The sequence below is a fragment of the Roseovarius sp. THAF9 genome, assembly GCF_009363715.1.
In the GTDB taxonomy this organism is placed as follows: Bacteria; Pseudomonadota; Alphaproteobacteria; order Rhodobacterales; family Rhodobacteraceae; genus Roseovarius.
Map to the genome: position 1 here is coordinate 3,928,716 of NZ_CP045404.1, position 19,951 is coordinate 3,948,666.

Genomic DNA, 19,951 nt, shown 5'->3' on the forward strand with positions numbered 1-19,951 from the left:
CTAGCTCACATCTGAACCTTGATCACCCGTCCGGCATAGGATGCGAAGAAACGCTTGATCTGAATCATGCGGTGGTCGGCGCCCCACCCGGACGGGTCCATGACCGCAAAGTGATTGCCGCGCCAGCCATGGAGTAGCACAAGGTGTCCCCCACAACCTTCAACCGGAAACTTGTAGCCGACGGAACAGATGAACATGGCATCCGACAACGCGGATCTGATCGCCCCAGACGAGAATGGCGCTGCATGTGCGCGAGGGCCGAATTCTGAGATGATCTCGGCAAGACGATGGTGGATCGCTCCCCGTTCGCTGAAGCCCTCTCGCACTCTCATTGTCTCATGAAAACTGTCTACCGTAACCGTTTTCCCCGTGAGCGCATGAATGGCTGCCACAGCGCAACATGAGCCGCATCCGCGCTTTTCCACGTCCGCAAGTAACTCTTCCGAGCGACAATTGGCGGAGCGGTAGAAGCGTGATTTGGGCGGAATGGCGTGTCGCGATTGAGGCACTCGCGAAACCTCTGTAATCACGTTTCCCTCTTGGCGGTAATCGCAGGGTTGGCGTTAGGGGCGAGATCTCGATCGGCGGTGTCGAACCCGTCGAACCGCACCATCGCGCTACCGATCAGGCGGTCGATCAGCTGTGGTAACGACAGACCGCTCGCAGCCATAGCTTTGGGATACATGCTGATGTCGGTGAATCCCGGGACGGTGTTCAACTCGTTTACGATCAGCCGGTCGTCGCCGGTCAGGAATACATCGACCCGTGCCATGGTATCGCAGCCGACGGCCCTGAAGGCCTCGGCGGCAAGCGAGCGTACGCGCTTTTCCAGTTGCGTGTTCAGAGGAGCCGGCACCAGAAGGTCGGCTCCCGCGGCGTCGACGTACTTGGCCTCGTAGGTATAGAACCCATGCTGCGCGCCAGTCGCGATCTCGCCGGGCCGGGACGTGAAGAGGTGCCCGTCGGCATCCTCTAGAATGGCACATTCGATCTCTCGGCCGTCGATGAACTCTTCGGCGATCAGGCAATGGTCGACGTGGAAGCCGAGTGTACGCGCCGTCTCGAACTCGTCTGGCGACGTGATCTTTCCCACGCCGACTGACGAGCCTTGCGTCGCCGGTTTGAGAAAGTAGGGAACCCCCAGAGCCTCCGCGAGGGTCTCGAACGGCACATTCTCGCCCCGGCGCAGAGCGACGGATCGCGCCGTTGGCAGGCCGGCCTCGGAAAGAAGACGTTTTGCCAGCCCCTTGTCCAACGCATTCGCGGAGCCAATTATTCCGCAGCCGATCAACGGGAGACGCGCGACCGATGCCAGTCCCTGGACCGAGCCGTCCTCGCCCCATTGCCCGTGGAGAAGTGGAAAAATTGCGTCGACAGCAGGGAAAGCTTGCGAGCCTCCGGCCTTGTCCACGGCTATCATTCGGCCACGCCTCCCGGGAAGAAGACTGAGAACGGGTTCTTCCTTCCTACGCTGAAGGTCCGGGTCGTTCGGAGAGGCGGGACGCCAGCACCCTTCGGGGTCGACATACACCGGCACGGCCTCATAGGCACATTCTCCCATTGCCGCGACGACCGTTCTCGCGGACAGGATCGAGACATCGTGCTCTGCGGAGCGGCCCCCGAACAGGATCAAAATGCGCGGACGATCTGTTGCTTCAGTCATGGGATGGCCCATTGACCAACGGGGAAGCCAGCTCTTTGTCCTCCACGTCGCGTATCTCCCGCATCGCTGCACGAAGTCCCTGCACCCCCTTCTCTGGCAATGGCAGAACAGGGCGCGGCGGCATGGCTTCGGTCAGGTCGAGCTCATGAGCCATGGCATACGCTACTCTCAAGCTGCCGTAGCTGCGAAACAGGTCCCACAGCGGGGTAAGCCGGGCGTTGATTGACCACGCCGTGTCCGCGTCGCCGTTGCAGGCAGCCCCCAAGATCCGCAAGGCAGTGTTCGGAAGGATCCCCCCGAGCACGCTGAACCAGGCATCGGCCCCCGCCAGTAGCGCCTCGGTGCAGCCCCAATCACCGCTATAACCGATGGCGAAGTCCCGGGGCAGGCGGTCGCGTAGGTCCTCCAACTCGGCTGCGACAGTTTGCCCGGCGGGAAGCGGCATCTTGATGGCCGCAATGTGATCCAGGCGGGAGAGGCGTTCAATCAGAGCAGGGGAGAAGGTAAAATGCGTCGTCGAGGGGTTGTTGTAGAGGCAGAGCGGCAGAGCGCCCGCCTCAGCCACGCTCCGACAGTGCTCAAATACCTCGTCCTCAGTAAGGGGCGTATAGGAGACCGGCGCCAACAGCAGCCCATCCGCGCCCGTCTCTCTTGCGTCCCGCGCCAGCGCCACGGCCTCGTCGGTCCGCAGGGCCCCGACGCCCGACACTAGGGGAATCTTGCCATCCAGACGCCTTACCGCGGCCTCGATGGCGCGGCGCCGTTCGTTCCTAGTGAGATAAGCGTAAATACCCGTGCTGCCCAGCAGGCCGACAGAGTGGACCTGTGCCACTAGCAGTCGATCCAGAAGACGATCAAAGGCGTCGATATCGACCCGTCCTTCGGTATCGGCGGGCGTGATCGGGAAGGCGGACAGGCCGTGGAATATCGTCATTCGGCACTCTCTTCGGTATGAGAAAGTTCTTTGGAGATTGTCTCCAGCGCCATCTTGAGATCGGGGAGCGGTACTCCGCCGAACGCAAGGCGGATCGCTTGTGGCGGCGGATCAGTAACCGCGTAGGGTCTGGCCGGAGACACGGCGACACCCTTCTCGCGCAGCCGTGCCACCAGTGGGTCCACCCGCCGCCGTTTCGAAAGAGGCACCCAAGCGAAACCCGCATTGCGGTGACACACCAGATGTTCGTTTGTAAGTACGCGGCGACACAGGTCCTGCCGCGCAGCACCATCCTGCCGGCGCATCTCCTCGCAAGTCGCCACGGTGCCATCTTCTATCCACGACGCGACGAGCGCGGTCATAATCGCCGGCGTATTCCAGGTTGTCGCGCGGAGTGCGCTCGTCAGGCGGTCGACGCAGCCCTCTGGCGCGATTAGGTAGCCGACCCTCAGACCGGTACCAAGGCTCTTGGAAAAGCTTCCGATGTGGATCGTTCGTTCGGGAGCCAGGGATCGAAAGCTCGGTGGCGGATCGGTTTCCAGGAAAGCATAGGCGCTGTCCTCGATTACGAGGAGGTCATGCTTTCGCGCAACCCTGACGAGTCCTTGGCGAATCTCTTCGCTCATAACCGCCCCAAGCGGGTTCTGGACGGTGGGCATGAGGTAGACCGCTCGCAGCCCCGAACGGAGGCACTCCTGTTCGAGAGCGTCGGGGTCCATTACGCCATCAACTCCGGTGATTGGTACGAGCGGTGTGGTTTGAACGGCGGCAACCGTCTTGATACCGGCATAGGTGATGGGGTCGGTGCCGATCGCATATCCTGGCTTCAGCAGGCCGAGGGCTATAAGCGCCAAGCCGTGCTGGCCACCAGAGGTGACAAGAAGGGTCTCCGGGTCAACCGGCCCGAGCCGATCTTCGGAATGCTGCGCAATAATCCTGCGCTCGTGCAGGCGCCCGGCATGGGGCTGGTAGCGAAGCATGGCATCGAGATCGCCCCCACCCGCCAGCCGCTTCAGGCCCGCCCGCAACATCTCGGCGTCGGAAGAACCGCCGGGCATATTGAACACCAGGTCGATAAGCCCGTCTGAGGCCGCCTGCTCCATACCGAGAGCCTCCGGGACGCCGATGTCCCGGACGAACATCCCGCGACCGCGCTCTCCGACGATTAACCCGCGCCGTTCCAGCTCACGGTACGCCCGGGTGGCGGTCGCGAGAGCAACGCCGTGGCAATCCGCAAAGGTCCGATGAGGTGGCAGCTTGGTCCCCGGCGGCAAGGTGCCGTCGGCGATCTGCGTCGCAACTGTATCGGCAAGATCGATGAACTGTCGTTTGGGCATCGGAACAACTGTATTTAGTACAATAAATATATTGTATCAAAAAGGCCGCCGTGTCAACAAGGAGCGGAACGCAGTAACGCACTGGTAGGAAAAAATGCCCCGTATGTTGGCCGCTACGCTCTTGGCGCTGTCTCTTTTCGCTGTGACATTTGCCGTCAATCTGCAAGCCCCCCTGTACAGTTCCTACGTGGGGGATAGCGGTTTCGGAGCGACCGCAGTTGCGATCGCTTTCTCAGCCTACGTTGTCGGACTAATGCCTACCCTTGTCCTGCTCGGCGGCCTGTCGGACCGTATCGGCCGGCGTTCACCGATTGCTGTCGCCCTGCTGCTTGGGGCGTTTGCGACCGCGTTACTCGTTTTCGATCCCAGCTGGGGCAGCCTGATCGTTGCGAGAATCCTGCTTGGGATAGGAACAGGGTTGGCGACGACGGCAGGAACCGCCTACATGACTGAAATTATCGGGGGGGATCAGACTCGCCGCGCAGCGCTGGCCGTAACCTCTGCGACCTCTCTTGGGTTTGGTGGAGGCGCACTCGGAACAGGAATTAGCCTATCCCTTCAGGGGCCGACCTTTTTTCCATATAGCTTCGCCGGTCTGTTTATTGTGGCACCGCTACTTGCGCTGCTGATGGTCGCATTGCCGCGGGCGGATGATCCAAAGCCTGTTTCACTGTTGCGGTTGCCGGTGTTTCCAGGTGGCACACGATCGTTCGGCGCCGCCCTCGGTCTAGCATGGTCCTCGACCGGGATGACTATTGCGGTGGTTCCATTGGAGTTGGAGAGCCACGGTCTTTCCGAATGGACCGGTCTCGTAATTTTTCTCGCGATTTTCGTTGGCTTCCTTTGTCAGCCGCTGGCGAAAAGAATGTCTAACGAGATCGCTCTAGCTACTGGCCTAATACTGATCCCGCTCGGATTTTCCACTCTTCTTCTCGGAGTCTGGTTGAAGTCAATTGCTCTCGTACTGTTGGGGACAGCGCTATCAAGCGCATCTAGCTATGGTTTCACCTACCTCGCCGGGCTATCCGAGTTCGCGCTCCGGGCGCCAGACAATCGAGCGCGCGCCACTGCAGGCCTATTCGTTTACGCGTATGTAGGGTTTTCAATACCAGTGATCGGCAGTGGTTTTTTGGCCGATGCGATTGGCCTTTTTGAGGCGATGCTGGCGTTCCTCATTGTTCTTCTCACGGTTACGGCCTTTGTTGCCGCGCGTACCAGTGGCACTTGGAAGCCCCAATATGCACGGTCCGACCGATGAACAATTGTACCAGACGGTCACGGCTCAAGGAGTATGCAAAGTGGTGGTTTCGGATACTGGAGGTCCGTAGACAGCGCATGGCGCTTCTCGCCCTAGATGACACCTTACTTTCAGATGTCGGCATAAGCCGAGAAGCGGCGGTAGCAGAGGCTAAACGTCCCGTCTGGGATTTTCCAGAACGGATCGCACAGAACTGCGATCAAGTGAACTATATCAGAAATTCATTTAAGGAATGAACCATGTCTCTTTCCATAAATATTCCAACAGCACTATCAATGCGGACATAGAGGCCAAGGCTGTCGCTTGGAAGTCAAAGCTGTGGGTTAGGGCTTCGACTAGTCGCTGGCGCTGCGGTGAAATATGCTCCGCCGTATAGAGGTCTTTGATTTTGAGGTATTGCTTGCTGTTGCGGAATCCGGAAGTTTTCGGAAGGCTGCAATATACCTTGGCCTACGTCAATCAGGAGTCTCGCGACGCCTGCAGAAGCTTGAGGAGGCGCTAGGCGTTTCGCTGTTCGAGCGGCGCCGAAGCGGCGCACATCTAACTCCGGCGGGATGGTGCTTCGTGAAGTCCGCGCGTGGATTTCTTCGTGATGTCGGCACCGCGATCAAGAGCGCGCAGGCTGCGGGAGTCGCCGAAAGCGGCGTTCTCCACGTCGGTATTATCGCGTCACTCTCCAAAGGCGCACCACGCGAGCTAATTTCTGCATTCGTCGACAAGCACCCAGCCGTTGATATGTGTTTCGCCGAGTCGGATCGTAGTGAACTTCTCACGCTGCTCAGCCATCGTTTACTCGATGTAGTTATCGCGGCGGGCGAACCTGTATTCGAGGGCGTCGACAGCCTACTGCTCACTTGTGAGAACGTTTATCTGGCGGTTTCCTGCGACAGTTCGCTGGCGATGCGGGAACGTCTGCTATGGCACGACGTGAGCGAAGAGACGTTCATTGTCAGCACACGAGAGCCGGGTCCGGAGATTCATGACTACATTGTGCGCTGCGTGAGCGATCTCGGTCGACGCGCTAGCGTAGAGTCGCACCTTCTGGGTCGCGAGGGCATCATGAATCTTGTCGGCCTTGGTCTCGGCGTCAGCCTTGTCGCCGATCATTGGCGTGGCGTCAGCTATCCGAACGTAGCATTCATTCCGATAGGAAAAGTGGACGAGCAGGTTCCTTTCTCGCTGACCTGGCGACCGGAAAACGACAATCCGGCGCTCAGGCGGTTTCTGAGTCTGGCGCGCGAGGTCGCGAAGGCTGGTGCAAGGTTTTCCGCGCCTTCGTGAAGGCCCGGTCCGTTGCCATGAATCGCTGAAGCATGGGCGCGATCAGTTTCGCCGGTTCGGGCGCTGCCTGTCCGGTTTCGCGCGCCATCACGGCTGCATAGTCGAGCAGATCGCGGTGGACATCCGGAGGAAGCTCCACCGTCAGTTTTACCGGTTTGTCGTCGGGGACGGATGAGAGCTTCAGCTTGGTTGTCATGAATCAGTCTCCGTAAGCTTCGAGGACGAGATCTCGTGTGACGATCACACGCACCGGGAACCCCGGCCGGATGGTCAACGTCGGTGCGACCTGCAACTGGCGTTGGACAATCTGCTGGCCGGCGTCGTTGATCGTATCTTGCGCGCCGTTACGGATCGCCTGGATCAGACGGTCGTCGTCATCCATGGTGAGTTCGGCCCCGACCGAAAGCAGGGTCGAGAGGCCGGCCGCCTTGGCCAGGTCCCACCAGTGATAATCGACCCCGTCTTCGAGCCCGGCATAGCCTTGGGTATCGGCGCCGGGCTGGCGTTCGAGAACGATCGAACGGCCGTTGGGGAAGATCAGCCGGTTCCAGACGAGCAGCACACGCCGGTCGCCGAAGGCAACGTCGTTGCTGTACTCGCCGATGATGCGCGTACCCTGCGGGATCAGCACCATGCTGCCGGTGGGACTGTCGTAGATGTGCTGGGTGACCTGTGCCGTTATCTGACCGGGAAGGTCGGAGCGGATGCCGGTAATCAGCGCTGCCGGAATGACGGACCCGGCCTGCAGCACGAAGGGCGATGCCGGTGGCATGACGCGATCGAGCGACACGGTACGCCGGTCCACCGGGGCGTTGAGGAAGGCGAGATCGTTGTTCTGTGTGGCGCCCGGTTGGTTGCCGAGATTGAGCCCTGCGATGTTTGGCGCTGATGTTTCCCTCGCCGCGCCAGGTGCGGTCTGGAAGAACACCCGGCTGGTGCGCGCCGCTTCCTCTTCGGCCAGCCGTCGTTGTTCCTCCGGATCGACGGCCGGCGCGTTGATGGCGGGCGGCGGGACGGGCTGTCCGCGCTCCTGTGCATCGAGGATCGGGCGGCCGAGATCGCCGGGAAGTGGTGGACCGAGCACGGGACCGGTGTAGTCGCTGGGCAACTCGTTCAATCCGTCGGCGGTATTGCGGTTCTCGGTCGAATAAAGTTCGTCGCTGCCAGCGCCATTGTCGGGCGTCTGAAGCGCGTAGATCAGGGCGCCGCCGACCCCGAGCGCTCCGACCACACCGAGGCCGGCGAGAACGCGGCGCGAGAGCCGCGTGACGCGCGGCGGGGTTCCCCGGAGGCGCATCGGTTCGGTCGTATCGTCGGCCGGCGCGTCGAGCGGCACTTCCGCTTCGCTGGTGTTATGGATGTCACTCATGATCCGGGCCTCCCGTCGGTGCGCACGATCCTGACGGTCTGCTGGCGATCGCCGCTGCCAAGCCGTAGCTCGGCCGCCGCGAAGATGCGGTCCACGATCAGGATGTTTCGGTAGATGCGGCTGTTGACGATCTCCGGCTCGCCATCCGAACCGAGGACGAAGAGCGGCGGCATCTCGCCCTGCACGATCCCGGCAGGGAAGACGATGTAGACCCGTCGCCCGTCGTCGAAGACCGAGACCGGCCGCCAGGGCGGACTGTGGCCCTGCAAGCCATAGCGGTAATGGCGTGCCGACGCCGCCGGGATCCTCGGTGTTGTCGGCGTTGCGCGCTGCGTGGCGGGCGGCTGCGGATAGGCCCAGGCGACGGCGGGCATGTAGGGATCGTCGCGCGATCGCAGCTCGATCATGTAGGTGCGCCGGTCTGTGGTGATGACGAGGTTGGTGACGATGTCGGGCCGCGTCGGCTTGACGAGGATATGAACGCGCCGGGATGTCCCCGAACCACTCTCCGTGTCACCGATGATCCAGCGGGCGGTATCGCCGGCGGCGATGGGACCGGCGCCGGTCAGCGCTTCACCCGGTTCGAGCGCGATATTGGTGATCTGGCCGGGGGCGGCATAGACCTGATAGAGCGCGCCCTCGCTCCAGGGATAGATCTGGATGGCGTTGTAATAGCCTTCCTGCCGGGGCTCGACACGTGCGGCCGCATTGGCGTTCTCGACCCGTCCCGTCGGTGTGGAAGATGCCTGTCCACCTCGCGCGACCGTCCATGCCGGCGGCGTGTGGAGCGGCCTCGGCCGTTCATCGACCGCGGGTCGCTCGACCGTGGGCAGCGGCGGCACGCTGTCATCGTAGCTGATCTCCGGCGGGCGATAGGTGGCGCATCCGGCGAGCGCCGATGCGGAAATCAGCACAAGCGGCAATGCGGTTTTACGGAGAACCGGAAGCGCGGGTTTGCGGACAATCGTGCTCATTGACCCATCTCCCGCGACCAGTTGATGGCGTTGACGTAGATACCGAGCGGGTTGGCGCGCAGCCTCTCGGCGTCGCGCGGGGGCTGGATGACGATGGTCAGGATCGCGGTCCATCTCTCCGTCGTGGAGAGTTGGCCGTTCTCGTAGTGTCGCTCCGTCCAGGCGACGCGGAAGGAATTCGGCGAGGCGCGAATGACGCTCGAGACCTCCACGGCGATCTGCTGACGTCCGACCCGTGTGAACGGGTCGTTGGCGCGCGCGTAGTCGTTGAGCGCCAGCGCGCCGCGATCGGTGGTGAACTCATAGGCGCGCAGCCAGTTCTGGCGGACGATGATCGCGTCGGCGGGGATCGCGCGCACCTGCTCGATAAAGTGTGCGAGATGGAAGGCGATCTGCGGATCGCTTGGCTCGAAGCTGGCGTCCGCGGGGCCGACAGTATGGGCTTCGCCGAGATTGTCGACTTCGACGACCCAGGGCACGACGTTGCCGGTCGTGGACTGCCAGACTAGGGCGCTTGCGAAGCCGCCGGAGAGGATCAGGCAGCCGAACGCCATCAGACGCCAGTTGCGGGCCTGCACGCGGGCGGTACCGATGCGTTCGTCCCAGACCTGGGCCGCGCGTTGATATGGCGTCTCCGGTTCGGGGGATTTGCCGTAATGGGTGGTGGATCGTTTGAAGAAACTCATGAGCGGTTCCCCTCGGAAAGATTGACAGAACTGGCGCCGCCATGGCTGTCGCCGGAGCGCACGGCATGCGCGGCGGCCTGGACACCGTGGGAGAGACGCTGCGAACGCTTCATCCGCTTGGCCCAATCCGGCGGACCGCCTGCTGCGGCGGAAGAAGAGACGGGAGCCGAGCTACTGGATGCATCACCCAGGTTCCCGCCGGTCGCCTCGAAGGCCGACCGGGCGCCCGACTGGAAACTCTGCTTCATGCTGCCGGACGCTCTGGCCGCGGCGCTCCGCAACGGGGACGTCGCGGCCTTCGCGCCTGTGCTCGCCACCGCGCCGAGACCGGAAGCAACGCCAGCGGCGCCGGACTGACCGGCCGAACCGAGGCTATAGGCAGTTGCGGCTCCACCTGAGGCCGATGCGCCGCCGCGCGCGGCGGCGGCCGTACCGGAGAGCGCCATGCCGCCGCCTCTCGCTGCGAGACCCGCGGCACCGGCACCCGCCAGGGCGGCTCCGCCTACGGCAAGCCCGGTTCCGACCGCAGCGCCGGCGCCGAGTTGCGGCCCGCCTGAGACGATGCCGTTGGCGATGCCCGGTCCGAAGATGCCGAGGCCGAGCAGCGATAGCGCCGCGAGCACCACGGACATGGCCTCGTCGATCGTCGGCGTGACGCCGCCAAAACCGGCGGTGAATTGCGAGAAGAGGGTCGAGCCAATGCCGATGATGACCGCAAGGACCAGCACCTTGATTCCGGACGAGATGACGTTGCCGAGCACCCGTTCGGCCATGAAGGCGGTCTTGCCGAAGAGGCCGAAGGGGATGAGGACGAAGCCGGCGAGCGTCGTTAGCTTGAACTCGATCAGGGTGATGAAGAGCTGGATCGACAGGATGAAGAAGGCGAGCAGAACCAGCGCCCAGGCAAAGAGCAGGCAGGCGATCTGGATGAAGTTCTCGAAGAAGGCGACCCAGCCCATCAGATCGGAAATGGATTCGAGCAGGGGACGCGCCGCATCGAGCCCGGTCTGGGCGACACGGCCCGGACGCATCAGATCGGCTGCGGTGAAGCCGGTGCCCGAGGCCATCAGGCCGAGGCCGGCGAAGCTCTCGAAGACGATGCGAGCGAGGTTGTTCCAGTTGCCGATGATATAGGCGAAGACGCCGACGAAGAGGGTCTTCTTGACGAGCCGTGCGATGATGTCGTCGTCGGCGCCCCAGGACCAGAAGAGCGCGGCGAGCGTCACGTCGATGACGATCAACGTGGTGGCGATGAAGGCGACCTCACCGCCGAGCAGACCGAAGCCGCTGTCGATATAGTTGGTGAAGACCCCCAGGAAATTGTCGATGACGCCGGTGCCGCCCATGGATCGCTATTCCTCGTCTCTGGATGCGGCGCCGGACGGTGCGCGGCCGAGGAAACGGTCGCGGGTCTCAGCCCAGACCGCGAGACACTCGGCGTCGCGGACCGCAGCTTCGCCGAGTTGCTGGCAGCGGCGCTGTTCCGCGCGCAACGGATCGACGGCGGGCGCAAGCGCCGGAGCGGGGGCCGGCGGGACAGGCTCCTCTTCGCGCGTCAATTCGATCACCGTCGCCGTGATGGCGAAGGCGACGAAGATGATCGCTCCGATCCGCGCCAGCATCTTCCCCTCCATCGCTTTCTCCTTTCCGGCCATCGGCCGCGTCAGTTGTTGCCGGTGTTGAACATCTGTGCGTTGCCGGGCTGATAACCGCTGCCGGGCGTCAGGAAGCGCTCGCGTTGGACGCGCCCCTGTTCGGCTGCGGCCGCGCGCTCGGCGTCGGTCAGCGCCTGGGCGCGGCCGTTGGCGGCAATGACGGCCGTGAGGTCGGAGAGCTGCTGCGCCTGCAATGCGAGGAGCTGATTGCCGGCCTGGGTCGCCTGCAGCGCGCCAGTCGCGCCCTGGCTCTGGTCAACCAGCGCTTCCATCTGGGCGCGGTTGGTCGCGATATTGCCGATAACGCCAGCCTGGACGCGCATCGCGTCCTGCAGACCGCCAACGGTGTTTTCCCAGCGCGAGCGGGCATCGGCGACGAGCTGCTGCTCGGAAGTGCTCAGGTCGATATTGGCGTATTTCTGCTGGAAGGCCTGGTCGATCTGCTGGACGTCGAAGGCGATGTTCTGCGCCTGCTGAAGCAGGGATTGCGTGCGCCCGACCGCCTGCTGCAATTGCTGCAAGGAGGAGTAAGGTAGGCTTGTCAGGTTGCGCGCCTGGTTGATGAGCATCTGCGCTTCGTTCTGCAGCGATGTGATCTGATTGTTGATCTGGTCGAGGGCGCGTGCCGCCTGCAGCACGTTCTGCGCATAGTTGGTGGGATCGTAGACGATCCATGCCGCCGAAGCCGGTGGCGGCAGTACCATCGGCAGCACCGCGACCGGCGCGGCGATGAGCGCGGCGGCAAAGCGGGCCGCGCGCGAACGGGATTTACGTGTCTTCATGGTCAGTCTCCTTCTGGTGCTGGGGGGTGAGATTGCTGAGATCGGGAATGAGATCGGCCGCCCAGTCGGCGCCGCGCTCGCGCAGCCAGGCGGCGAGGAAATCCGAGCGGCCATGTTCGGCAAGGATGCGGGCGATCGCGGTCTGATCGGACTTGGCGGAGGTGGCGCAGAGCGCCAGCGCCACTTCGCTCAGCCCCAGCTCGAAGAGCCGGTTTCCGCGCCGCGACTGGCAGTAATAGTCGCGCTTGGGCGTGGCGCGCGCGAGGATCTCGATCTGGCGATCGTTGAGGCCGAAGCGCCGGTAGATGGCGGTGATCTGCGGTTCGATCGCGCGCTCGTTCGGGAGGAGCAATCGTGTCTGGCAGCTCTCGATGATGGCGGGCGCGATCGCCGAACCGTCGATGTCGCTGAGGCTTTGCGTGGCGAATACGACGGAGGCGTTCTTCTTCCTGAGCGTCTTCAGCCACTCGCGCAGTTGACCGGCAAAGCCCTCGTCGTCGAGGGCCAGCCAGCCCTCGTCGATAATGATGAGCGTCGGCGAACCGTCGAGCCGGTCCTCGATGCGGTGGAAGAGATAGCCCAGGGCCGCGGGCGCCGCGCCCGTGCCGATCAGACCCTCGGTCTCGAAGGCCTGGACGGTCGCCTTGCCGAGGTGCTCAGACTCGGCATCGAGCAGCCGTCCATAGGCGCCGCCGACGCAATAGGGCCTGAGCGCCTGCTTCAGGTCATTGGATTGGAGCAACACGGCAAGGCCGGTGATCGTGCGTTCCCCGACCGGCGCCGAGGCAAGTGAGGTGAGCGCTGTCCACAGATGCTCCTTCACCTCCGGGGTGATCTTGACGCCTTCGCGCATCAGGATCGCCACCACCCAGTCGGCCGCCCAAGCCCGTTCAGCCGTCTCTTCGAGACGCGAAAGCGGTTGCAGCGAGACGCTCTGCTCGTCGCCTTCGGTCAGGCCACCACCGAGATCGTGCCAGTCGCCGCCCATGGCGAGCACTGCGGCGCGGATGGAGCCGCCGAAGTCGAAGGCGAAGACCTGGGAACCGGCGTAGCGGCGGAACTGCAGCGCCATCAGCGCCAGCAGCACGGACTTGCCCGCGCCGGTCGGGCCGACGACGAGCGTGTGTCCGACATCGCCGACATGAAGGGAAAACCGGAACGGGGTCGAGCCCTCGGTCTTGCCGAACAGCAGTGGGGGCGCTGCAAGGTGCTCGTCCCGTTCCGGCCCCGCCCACACGGCACTCAGGGGGATCATGTGGGCGAGATTGAGCGTGGAGATCGGCGGCTGGCGGACATTGGCGTAGACATGTCCGGGCAGCGATCCAAGCCACGCATCGACGGCGTTGATGGTCTCGGGCATCGCGGTAAAGTCACGGCCCTGGATAACCTTCTCGACCAGACGGAGCTTCTCGTCGGCGACGCGCGGATCGGCGTCCGACACCGTCACCGTGGCGGTGACATAGGCGATCCCGGCATAATCCGCGCCGAGCTCCTGTAGGGCGACGTCCGCATCGGCGGCCTTGTTCGACGCGTCGGTGTCGACCAGCACCGAGGCCTCGTTGGTCATCACCTCCTTGAGGATTGCCGCGATCGACTTGCGCTTGGCAAACCACTGGCGCCGGATGCGGGTCAGCAGCTTAGTCGCATCGGTCTTGTCCATGAGAATGGCGCGAGTCGACCAGCGATAGGGAAAGGCGAGCCGGTTGAGCTCGTCGAGCAGACCGGGCGTGGTCGCCGTCGGGAATCCGGTGATCGTCAGCACGCGCAGATGCTCGTCGCCGAGCCGTGGCTCCAGTCCGCCGGCGAGCGGCTGGTCCGCGAGCAGCGCGTCCAGGTACATCGGCGTCTCGGGGACGCGGACACGATGGCGTTTGGTCGAGACGCAGCCGTGCAGATAGGTCAGCGCCTCGGCGTCATCGAGCCAGCGGCATTCGGGCATGAAGGCTTCGACCAGGCGGAGCACGCGGTCGGTGCGGTCGGCGAAGCCGGTCAGGATCTCATGCGGATCGACACCCTTGGTCTCGCGGCCTTCATAAAGCCAGCTCTCGGCGCGGGCGGCGTCCTCGGCCGGCGGCAGATAGGTGAAGGTCAGAAAATAGCTCGACTCGAAATGCGTCCCCGCTTCCTCGAAGCTTGCCTTGCGCTCGGCGTCGACCAGCGCGGAGGCCGCATCGGGAAAGCGGCTGTCGGGATAGAGGTTCGAAGGATGGCGTTGCGCTTCGACGAAGATCGCCCAACCCGAGCCGAGACGACGGAAGGCGTTGTTCAACCTGCCGGCAACCGCGATCAGTTCGGCCGGGACCGCGGAATCGAGATCCGGCCCCCGGAAGCGCGCCGTGCGCTGGAAGCTGCCGTCCTTGTTGAGGACGGTGCCCTGGCCGACCAGCGCCACCCACGGCAGATAGTCGGCGAGCCGGGTATTGCGGTTTCGGTATTCGGCGAGGTTCATCATCGGCGCGCTCCCTTCACACGGTCAGATGCGCGGGAATGCGCAGATGGCGGCGGCCGACCTCGACGAAGAGCGGATCGCGCTTGGCGGCCCAGACCGCCGCGAAGTGACCGATCGCCCAGATCGCGATGCCAACCAGCCAGAGACGCAGGCCGAGACCGACCGCGCCGGCGAGCGTGCCGTTCATGATGGCGATGGCGCGCGGCGCGCCGCCCAGCAGGATCGGCTCTGTCAGCGCCCGGTGGACCGGCACCGAAAAGCCGAGCAGTTCCCCGTCTTGGTCGGAAGCACCCGCCATCAGACCAGCGCCCCGCCGCCGAAGGAGAAGAAGGACAGGAAGAAGGAACTCGCCGCGAAGGCGATCGACAGCCCGAAGACGATCTGGATCAGGCGCCGGAATCCGCCCGAGGTGTCGCCGAATGCCAGGGAAAGACCGGTGATGATAATGACGATGACGGCAATGATCTTGGCGACCGGTCCCTCGATGGATTCAAGGATGGACTGAAGGGGCGCCTCCCAGGGCATGGAGGAGCCCGAGGCATGGGCGGCGGGCGCCGTCATCACGGCGATGACCGCCACCGACACGGCGGTCGCCAGTCTCTGACGGGTGTTATGCAGAATCTGGTTCATGGGAGCTTTCCTTTGCGGTTGCAGTGGGAAGGGGTGCGTCGGAGGTCTCGATTGCTGCGACGACGCGATAGTCGCCATCGGGCGCGAGCCCCTCGACACGGGCGAGTTCTGCGAGACGGCGCGCGGAGCCGCGTCCGGACAGCACGGCCACGAGATCGATGGTCTCCCCGATCAGGGCGCGCGGGACGGTGACGACAGCCTCCTGAATGAGCTGCTCGAGACGGCGGAGCGCACCAAGCGCCGTGCCCGCATGGATCGTGCCGATACCGCCCGGATGCCCGGTACCCCAGGCTTTGAGGAGATCGAGCGCCTCGCTGCCGCGAACCTCGCCGATGGGGATGCGGTCGGGCCGCAGGCGCAGGGACGAGCGGACGAGGTCGGAGAGCGAGGCGACGCCGTCCTTCGTCCGCATGGCGACGAGGTTCGGCGCGGCGCATTGCAACTCGCGCGTATCCTCGATGATGACGACGCGGTCGGCGGTCTTCGCGACCTCGGCCAGCAGCGCATTGGTGAGTGTGGTCTTCCCCGTCGATGTGCCACCGGCGACGAGGATGTTGGCGCGCGCGGCAACGCCGTCGCTCAGGGCCGATGCCTGCTCGACCGTCATGATGTCGGCGGCGACATAGTCGTCCAGCGTGAACACCGCGACGGCCGGCTTGCGGATCGCGAAAGCCGGCGCTGCCACGACCGGCGGCAGAAGCCCCTCGAACCGCTCTCCCGTTCCGGGCAGCTCCGCCGAGACGCGCGGGCTTGCCGTGTGGACCTCAGCACCGACATGGTGGGCGACAAGACGGATGATGCGTTCGCCATCCTCCGATGACAGATGCTCGCCCGTATCGGACAGACCTTCGGAGAGGCGATCTATCCAGAGCCGCCCGTCCGGGTTCAGCATCACCTCGACGACGCCCGGGTCTTCCAAGAAAGTCGCGATGGCCGGACCGAGCGCGGTGCGCAGCATCCGCGCGCCACGTGCGATCCCTTCGGAAGTGTGATGTGAGGCTGCCATTCGATCCCCGATTCCAGCGGGGACAAACAGGCGATCCCCATGCGGGGATGATTAAAAGAGCCTGATTTAGGGCCGATTCAACAAGGAATTAGCGTCGTAGTAGCGTAGCGTACAAAGACAGGAGAACGGCGGTGGTTCTGAGTTTCCTAGTATGGCGCAGGCAGACATGGAAGGTGACATGCCCACTCGGACACAGTCACCCACGGTGGCTTCTCCTGCTCGATTAGCCGAGCAATCATCTTGATGTCGAAACGGTTGAGACGCTGGAATCCGCGCTGAAAGCCTATGATGGCGCGACCCAGGTGGTCAGCCATGATCAGGCATTTCTGGATCGAATCGGCGTGGAGCGCCGGATCGTTCTCTGACGCACGGACGCCTGTGGCGAAAAGTTCGCACTCGTAACATCCATTATGCGGACATTCCGGCCACTCGCGTGGCGATGAAATTGACTTTTCTAACCTGACGGTCGATTCCGTTCGCATGGTTGAGAAGGACATCCATATAGTCGCCCGGTCAGCCGGTGTCCCCTTGGCGGGATGCCGGGATGACGATCACGCGACCTGACCACGCCGATTGCCAGCCTCGGCCTCGCCCTTTCGGACGAGGTGTTTTGGCGTGGAAAACGTGCCTCGTCCTCCCCTTTTTCTCTGAAGATGAACATGGCACAGAATATCTACGACAATCCCGATTTCTTCGCTGGCTACAGCCAGCTTCCCCGTCAGGTGCAAGGGCTGGATGGTGCGCCGGAATGGCCCGCCATCCGCGCATTGTTGCCGGAAGTCGCAGGCAAGCGCGTGGCCGATTTGGGCTGCGGCTTCGGTTGGGCATCTCGCTGGTTCCGCGAACAGGGAGCGGAAACGGTTCTGGGCATCGACCTGTCGCGGAAAATGATCGACCGGGCACTGGCCGACACGGACGATCCCGCTATCAACTATCGCATTGCCGATCTCGACACGCTCGAACTGTCAGATGCAGCCTTCGATTTGATCTATAGCGCACTTACCTTCCACTACGTACGCGATTTCGGGCTGCTGATGCGCACGCTCCATCGCGCGCTTACGCGCGGCGGCGATCTAGTCTTCACGATTGAGCACCCGATCTTCATGGCCGCAATCCATCCGGATTGGATTGAGGACGAGAACGGACGCAAGACATGGCCGGTCAACGGCTATTCGACAGAGGGCGAGCGCAGCACCAACTGGTTTCGCCGAGGGGGTGCTGAAGCAGCATCGGACACTGGCGACTACGATAAACACCTTGATCGGCGCGGGCTTCGCTCTGCGACGGATCGAGGAATTTGCACCGACATCGGACCAGATCGCGGCGATGCCAAAGCTGGCCGAAGAGATGGAGCGGCCAATGATGTTGATGGTTTCGGCATACAAGAGCTGATCTCGTTTCCGCCCGGGCCTACCGGCCGGGCGGCATGTTACCGAATGCCGTGAATGGCTCGAAGCAGACCTTCAGAAATCTGTTTCAGCTACGTCTTCAGGAATTTCCTGCCGGAGTTTCGGCCCCTTGGCGAGACGCCGGCCAAGCGTGGTGATGAATGTCTCGTATCGTTCCGCGGCCTTGGCGCGCGCTGCCTGGGCGGCCGGTTCTGGCAATGCCGGCGTGGTGTTGAGCCAGAATCGAACAAACACGGCCAGTGTTTCAACAGAGATACCGAGATCTCGCTCAAGACGGGTCATGCGGCGATCGATCTGATCCAGCCGCTTGGCAATGACGGCCTCGCGCCGTTCGGCATCGTCGGGCGACAGGAAGGAAGCGATCGCCGCCTCCGCGATCATCGACTGCGATTGCTCGCGGCGCGCTGCGTAATCTGCCAGCGTCGCCATAACGTCCGGATCGAGATAGACGGAGATCTGCGTCTTCTTCTTCCGAGTGGGCATCGGCTAGAGTTCCATTCCGTCCTTGGGGTCGAGCGAGACCTGCCGCGCCACTCGTTGCATCGTGCGGGTCATTCGGCTGTTGCGGGCGGCTTCTTCCTGATCGTCATCGAGGGGGGCTATCTCAAACTCGTTTTCGATTGGCTCCTTCTTCTCGACGGGCTGGACACGGTTGAGCTCCGGCTGGCGCCGTCGCTCGGACTCTGTGGTGTCCTCTTCGTCGCCAGCGCTGCCAGAATTGTCGGCGTGAAGCGTCGGCTTCGGCGGCAATGGTAGCGAGCTCCATTCATCATCTCCAGACTCGACAGGTTCTGCTTTGGACGGCGGCGGCAGAATGCGGTCCCGGAACCGCTGGTCCTCGTAGTAGCGAACCTTCTTCGCACGGATCGGCGATATGCCGGCGACCATGACGATTTCATCCGCTGGCGGAAGCTGCATGACCTCACCGGGCGTCAGTAGCGGCCGAGCCGTTTCCTGCCGCGACACCATCAGATGGCCGAGCCAGGGCGAGAGCCGATGCCCGGCATAGTTTTTCATCGCCCGCATCTCGGTCGCCGTGCCGAGGGCATCGGAGACGCGCTTAGCGGTGCGTTCGTCATTGGTCGCGAAGCTCACCCGGACGTGGCAATTGTCGAGGATCGAGTTGTTCGGCCCGTAGGCCTTCTCGATCTGGTTCAGCGACTGCGCTATCAGGAAACTCTTGAGTCCGTAGCCTGCCATGAAGGCGAGCGCGCTTTCGAAGAAGTCGAGGCGGCCGAGCGCGGGGAACTCGTCCAGCATCAGAAGCAATTTGTGCCGCGCGGTTCTGGATTGCAGGTCTTCGGTCAGCCGCCGGCCGATCTGGTTGAGGATGAGGCGGATCAGCGGCTTGGTCCGATTGATGTCGGACGGCGGCACAACGAGATAGAGCGTTGCCGGACGTTTGCCTCCGACCATGTCGGTGATCCGCCAGTCGCAGCGTCGGGTCACCTTGGCGACGACGGGATCGCGGTAGAGGCCGAGGAAGGACATGGCGGTGGAGAGAACACCGGAGCGCTCGTTGTCGGACTTGTTAAGGAGTTCGCGTGCCGCGCTGGCGATAACCGGATGCGGTCCGGCTTCGCCAAGATGCGCGGTCTTCATCATGGCGGCGAGCGTGGATTCGATCGGGCGTTTCGGATCGGACAGGAAGGCGGCAACGCCGGCGAGCGTCTTGTCCTTCTCGGCATAGAGGACATGGAGGATGGCACCGACCAGGAGAGCGTGGCTGGTCTTCTCCCAGTGATTGCGCTTTTCCAGAGAGCCCTCGGGATCGACGAGAATATCGGCGATGTTCTGGACGTCGCGCACCTCCCACTCGCCGCGACGAACCTCGAGCAAAGGATTGTAGGCAGAGGACTCGGGGTTGGTCGGGTCGAACAGCAGCACGCGGCCATGGCGGCGGCGAAAACCTGCCGTGAGCTGCCAGTTCTCTCCCTTGATGTCGTGGACGATGGCCGAGCCCGACCAGGTCAGCAGCGACGGGATGACCAGACCGACGCCCTTGCCCGACCGGGTCGGCGCGAAACAAAGCACATGCTCAGGTCCCTCATGGCGCAGATAGTCATCCTTGAGCTTGCCGAGGACGACCCCGTCGGGGCCGAGCAGACCGGCGGATTTCACTTCACCCGGCTTTGCCCAGCGGGCCGATCCATAGGTATCGACACTCTGAGCTTCGCGGGCGCGCCAGACCGACATGAGGATTGCAACCGCGATTGCGATGAAGCCGCCGGACGCGGCGATGATGGCGCCCTCGATAAAGATCGGCGGCGCATAGGCGTCATAGAAATACCACCACCAGAAGAAGGCCGGTGGATAGTAGATTGGCCAACCCCGGATCTCGAACCAGGGCGCGCCGAGTTGGGCTTGAAATCCAAGACGCCACGCGGTCCACTCCGTCGCCGCCCAGGTGGTGGTGAGGACGATCGTGAAGACGATGAGGATTTGCCCCCAGAGAATTTTCGTACCCAACATGGCTCAAGATCCATGCAAATACGGGTAGGCTGAGGGGCGCGAATGG

Annotated in this window: 21 protein-coding genes and 1 pseudogene; 5 read left to right on the forward strand and 17 right to left on the reverse strand. The window is 63.2% G+C overall.

The window, feature by feature from the left end; genetic code table 11:
- Window positions 1–5: 5 nt before the first annotated feature.
- From FIU86_RS19265 to FIU86_RS19280, 4 genes are read right to left on the reverse strand one after another with little or no spacing between them, the layout of a single operon-like run.
- The gene (locus FIU86_RS19265) at window positions 6–530 is read right to left on the reverse strand and encodes a hypothetical protein (protein ID WP_172977558.1); all 525 of its coding nucleotides are present in this window, start codon (window positions 528–530) and stop codon (window positions 6–8) included.
- Window positions 527–1,663 carry a D-alanine--D-alanine ligase family protein gene (locus FIU86_RS19270; RefSeq protein WP_152476586.1) on the reverse strand — a complete coding sequence of 379 codons (1,137 nt, stop codon included), beginning with the start codon at window positions 1,661–1,663 and terminating at the stop codon, window positions 527–529. Before FIU86_RS19270 ends, FIU86_RS19265 begins: the two co-directional genes overlap by 4 nt.
- On the reverse strand, window positions 1,656–2,597 hold the full coding sequence (locus FIU86_RS19275; RefSeq protein ID WP_152476588.1) for a dihydrodipicolinate synthase family protein: 942 nt from the start codon (window positions 2,595–2,597) through the stop codon (window positions 1,656–1,658). The genes FIU86_RS19270 and FIU86_RS19275 overlap by 8 nt, the downstream gene beginning before the upstream one ends.
- Complete coding sequence (locus tag FIU86_RS19280) at window positions 2,594–3,934, reverse strand: PLP-dependent aminotransferase family protein (RefSeq protein WP_152476590.1); 1,341 nt, start codon at window positions 3,932–3,934, stop codon at window positions 2,594–2,596. Before FIU86_RS19280 ends, FIU86_RS19275 begins: the two co-directional genes overlap by 4 nt.
- Window positions 3,935–4,037: 103 nt before the next feature.
- Between FIU86_RS19280 and FIU86_RS19285 the strand changes: the two genes are divergently transcribed.
- From FIU86_RS19285 to FIU86_RS19295, 4 genes and pseudogenes are all read left to right on the forward strand, one after another.
- The gene (locus FIU86_RS19285; protein WP_368373143.1) at window positions 4,038–5,192 is read left to right on the forward strand and encodes an MFS transporter; all 1,155 of its coding nucleotides are present in this window, start codon (window positions 4,038–4,040) and stop codon (window positions 5,190–5,192) included.
- On the forward strand, window positions 5,189–5,428 hold the full coding sequence (locus FIU86_RS19290) for a DUF1127 domain-containing protein (protein WP_152476595.1): 240 nt from the start codon (window positions 5,189–5,191) through the stop codon (window positions 5,426–5,428). Before FIU86_RS19285 ends, FIU86_RS19290 begins: the two co-directional genes overlap by 4 nt.
- Window positions 5,429–5,552: 124 nt before the next feature.
- A pseudogene (locus FIU86_RS23130) lies at window positions 5,553–5,735 on the forward strand (LysR family transcriptional regulator); the annotation flags it as partial.
- 21 nt (window positions 5,736–5,756) lie between these two features.
- Entirely contained in the window at window positions 5,757–6,473 is a 717-nt protein-coding gene (locus FIU86_RS19295) for a LysR family substrate-binding domain-containing protein (protein ID WP_254703893.1), read from the forward strand.
- Here the strand turns inward: FIU86_RS19295 and FIU86_RS19300 are convergent.
- From FIU86_RS19300 to trbB, 11 genes are all read right to left on the reverse strand, one after another.
- Window positions 6,406–6,669 carry a DUF2274 domain-containing protein gene (locus tag FIU86_RS19300; protein WP_152476599.1) on the reverse strand — a complete coding sequence of 88 codons (264 nt, stop codon included), beginning with the start codon at window positions 6,667–6,669 and terminating at the stop codon, window positions 6,406–6,408. The two genes, FIU86_RS19295 and FIU86_RS19300, sit on opposite strands and share 68 nt — an antisense overlap.
- A 3-nt stretch (window positions 6,670–6,672) precedes the next feature.
- Entirely contained in the window at window positions 6,673–7,770 is a 1,098-nt protein-coding gene (locus tag FIU86_RS19305) for a TrbI/VirB10 family protein (protein WP_254704033.1), read from the reverse strand.
- A gap of 68 nt (window positions 7,771–7,838) precedes the next feature.
- On the reverse strand, window positions 7,839–8,816 hold the full coding sequence (trbG, locus tag FIU86_RS19310) for a P-type conjugative transfer protein TrbG (protein WP_152476603.1): 978 nt from the start codon (window positions 8,814–8,816) through the stop codon (window positions 7,839–7,841).
- The gene (trbF, locus tag FIU86_RS19315) at window positions 8,813–9,502 is read right to left on the reverse strand and encodes a conjugal transfer protein TrbF (protein ID WP_152476605.1); all 690 of its coding nucleotides are present in this window, start codon (window positions 9,500–9,502) and stop codon (window positions 8,813–8,815) included. The genes trbG and trbF overlap by 4 nt, the downstream gene beginning before the upstream one ends.
- Window positions 9,499–10,848: a P-type conjugative transfer protein TrbL gene (gene trbL / locus FIU86_RS19320; RefSeq protein ID WP_152476607.1), complete on the reverse strand. Its 1,350-nt coding sequence runs from the start codon at window positions 10,846–10,848 to the stop codon at window positions 9,499–9,501. The genes trbF and trbL overlap by 4 nt, the downstream gene beginning before the upstream one ends.
- A gap of 6 nt (window positions 10,849–10,854) precedes the next feature.
- The gene (gene trbK-alt, locus FIU86_RS19325; RefSeq protein ID WP_152476609.1) at window positions 10,855–11,136 is read right to left on the reverse strand and encodes a putative entry exclusion protein TrbK-alt; all 282 of its coding nucleotides are present in this window, start codon (window positions 11,134–11,136) and stop codon (window positions 10,855–10,857) included.
- Between the two features lie 29 nt (window positions 11,137–11,165).
- Complete coding sequence (trbJ, locus tag FIU86_RS19330) at window positions 11,166–11,939, reverse strand: P-type conjugative transfer protein TrbJ (RefSeq protein ID WP_152476611.1); 774 nt, start codon at window positions 11,937–11,939, stop codon at window positions 11,166–11,168.
- Window positions 11,926–14,391: a conjugal transfer protein TrbE gene (trbE, locus tag FIU86_RS19335; protein ID WP_152476613.1), complete on the reverse strand. Its 2,466-nt coding sequence runs from the start codon at window positions 14,389–14,391 to the stop codon at window positions 11,926–11,928. The genes trbJ and trbE overlap by 14 nt, the downstream gene beginning before the upstream one ends.
- Before the next feature lie 13 nt (window positions 14,392–14,404).
- Complete coding sequence (locus FIU86_RS19340) at window positions 14,405–14,686, reverse strand: VirB3 family type IV secretion system protein (protein ID WP_152476615.1); 282 nt, start codon at window positions 14,684–14,686, stop codon at window positions 14,405–14,407.
- Window positions 14,686–15,018, reverse strand: a complete 333-nt coding sequence (locus tag FIU86_RS19345) for a TrbC/VirB2 family protein (RefSeq protein WP_152476617.1) — start codon at window positions 15,016–15,018, stop codon at window positions 14,686–14,688. The genes FIU86_RS19340 and FIU86_RS19345 overlap by 1 nt, the downstream gene beginning before the upstream one ends.
- Window positions 14,999–16,024 (reverse strand): P-type conjugative transfer ATPase TrbB, encoded by a 1,026-nt coding sequence (trbB, locus tag FIU86_RS19350; protein WP_152476619.1) that lies wholly within the window; start codon window positions 16,022–16,024, stop codon window positions 14,999–15,001. The genes FIU86_RS19345 and trbB overlap by 20 nt, the downstream gene beginning before the upstream one ends.
- A gap of 659 nt (window positions 16,025–16,683) precedes the next feature.
- Between trbB and FIU86_RS19355 the strand changes: the two genes are divergently transcribed.
- The gene (locus FIU86_RS19355; protein ID WP_254703894.1) at window positions 16,684–17,469 is read left to right on the forward strand and encodes a bifunctional 2-polyprenyl-6-hydroxyphenol methylase/3-demethylubiquinol 3-O-methyltransferase UbiG; all 786 of its coding nucleotides are present in this window, start codon (window positions 16,684–16,686) and stop codon (window positions 17,467–17,469) included.
- An 18-nt stretch (window positions 17,470–17,487) separates the two neighbouring features.
- Here FIU86_RS19355 and FIU86_RS19360 read toward each other — a convergent pair whose 3' ends face one another.
- Both FIU86_RS19360 and FIU86_RS19365 read right to left on the reverse strand, forming a co-directional pair.
- Window positions 17,488–17,916 carry a ribbon-helix-helix protein, CopG family gene (locus tag FIU86_RS19360; RefSeq protein ID WP_152476621.1) on the reverse strand — a complete coding sequence of 143 codons (429 nt, stop codon included), beginning with the start codon at window positions 17,914–17,916 and terminating at the stop codon, window positions 17,488–17,490.
- Window positions 17,917–17,919: 3 nt separating this feature from the next.
- On the reverse strand, window positions 17,920–19,905 hold the full coding sequence (locus tag FIU86_RS19365; RefSeq protein ID WP_152476622.1) for a conjugal transfer protein TraG: 1,986 nt from the start codon (window positions 19,903–19,905) through the stop codon (window positions 17,920–17,922).
- Window positions 19,906–19,951: the final 46 nt, after the last annotated feature.

Excerpts from the sequence above, each read along its gene's own strand:
- FIU86_RS19270 (WP_152476586.1), bottom strand. The coding sequence starts at position 1,663 with ATGACTGAAGCAACAGATCGTCCGCGCATTTTGATCCTGTTCGGGGGC.
- FIU86_RS19275 (WP_152476588.1), bottom strand. The coding sequence starts at position 2,597 with ATGACGATATTCCACGGCCTGTCCGCCTTCCCGATCACGCCCGCCGAT.
- FIU86_RS19280 (WP_152476590.1), bottom strand. The coding sequence starts at position 3,934 with ATGCCCAAACGACAGTTCATCGATCTTGCCGATACAGTTGCGACGCAG.
- FIU86_RS19285 (WP_368373143.1), top strand. The coding sequence starts at position 4,038 with ATGTTGGCCGCTACGCTCTTGGCGCTGTCTCTTTTCGCTGTGACATTT.
- FIU86_RS19290 (WP_152476595.1), top strand. The coding sequence starts at position 5,189 with ATGAACAATTGTACCAGACGGTCACGGCTCAAGGAGTATGCAAAGTGG.
- FIU86_RS19300 (WP_152476599.1), bottom strand. The coding sequence starts at position 6,669 with ATGACAACCAAGCTGAAGCTCTCATCCGTCCCCGACGACAAACCGGTA.
- FIU86_RS19305 (WP_254704033.1), bottom strand. The coding sequence starts at position 7,770 with ATGCGCCTCCGGGGAACCCCGCCGCGCGTCACGCGGCTCTCGCGCCGC.
- trbG (WP_152476603.1), bottom strand. The coding sequence starts at position 8,816 with ATGAGCACGATTGTCCGCAAACCCGCGCTTCCGGTTCTCCGTAAAACC.
- trbF (WP_152476605.1), bottom strand. The coding sequence starts at position 9,502 with ATGAGTTTCTTCAAACGATCCACCACCCATTACGGCAAATCCCCCGAA.
- trbL (WP_152476607.1), bottom strand. The coding sequence starts at position 10,848 with ATGGGCGGCACCGGCGTCATCGACAATTTCCTGGGGGTCTTCACCAAC.
- trbK-alt (WP_152476609.1), bottom strand. The coding sequence starts at position 11,136 with ATGGAGGGGAAGATGCTGGCGCGGATCGGAGCGATCATCTTCGTCGCC.
- trbJ (WP_152476611.1), bottom strand. The coding sequence starts at position 11,939 with ATGAAGACACGTAAATCCCGTTCGCGCGCGGCCCGCTTTGCCGCCGCG.
- trbE (WP_152476613.1), bottom strand. The coding sequence starts at position 14,391 with ATGATGAACCTCGCCGAATACCGAAACCGCAATACCCGGCTCGCCGAC.
- FIU86_RS19340 (WP_152476615.1), bottom strand. The coding sequence starts at position 14,686 with ATGGCGGGTGCTTCCGACCAAGACGGGGAACTGCTCGGCTTTTCGGTG.
- FIU86_RS19345 (WP_152476617.1), bottom strand. The coding sequence starts at position 15,018 with ATGAACCAGATTCTGCATAACACCCGTCAGAGACTGGCGACCGCCGTG.
- trbB (WP_152476619.1), bottom strand. The coding sequence starts at position 16,024 with ATGGCAGCCTCACATCACACTTCCGAAGGGATCGCACGTGGCGCGCGG.
- FIU86_RS19355 (WP_254703894.1), top strand. The coding sequence starts at position 16,684 with ATGGCACAGAATATCTACGACAATCCCGATTTCTTCGCTGGCTACAGC.
- FIU86_RS19360 (WP_152476621.1), bottom strand. The coding sequence starts at position 17,916 with ATGCCCACTCGGAAGAAGAAGACGCAGATCTCCGTCTATCTCGATCCG.
- FIU86_RS19365 (WP_152476622.1), bottom strand. The coding sequence starts at position 19,905 with ATGTTGGGTACGAAAATTCTCTGGGGGCAAATCCTCATCGTCTTCACG.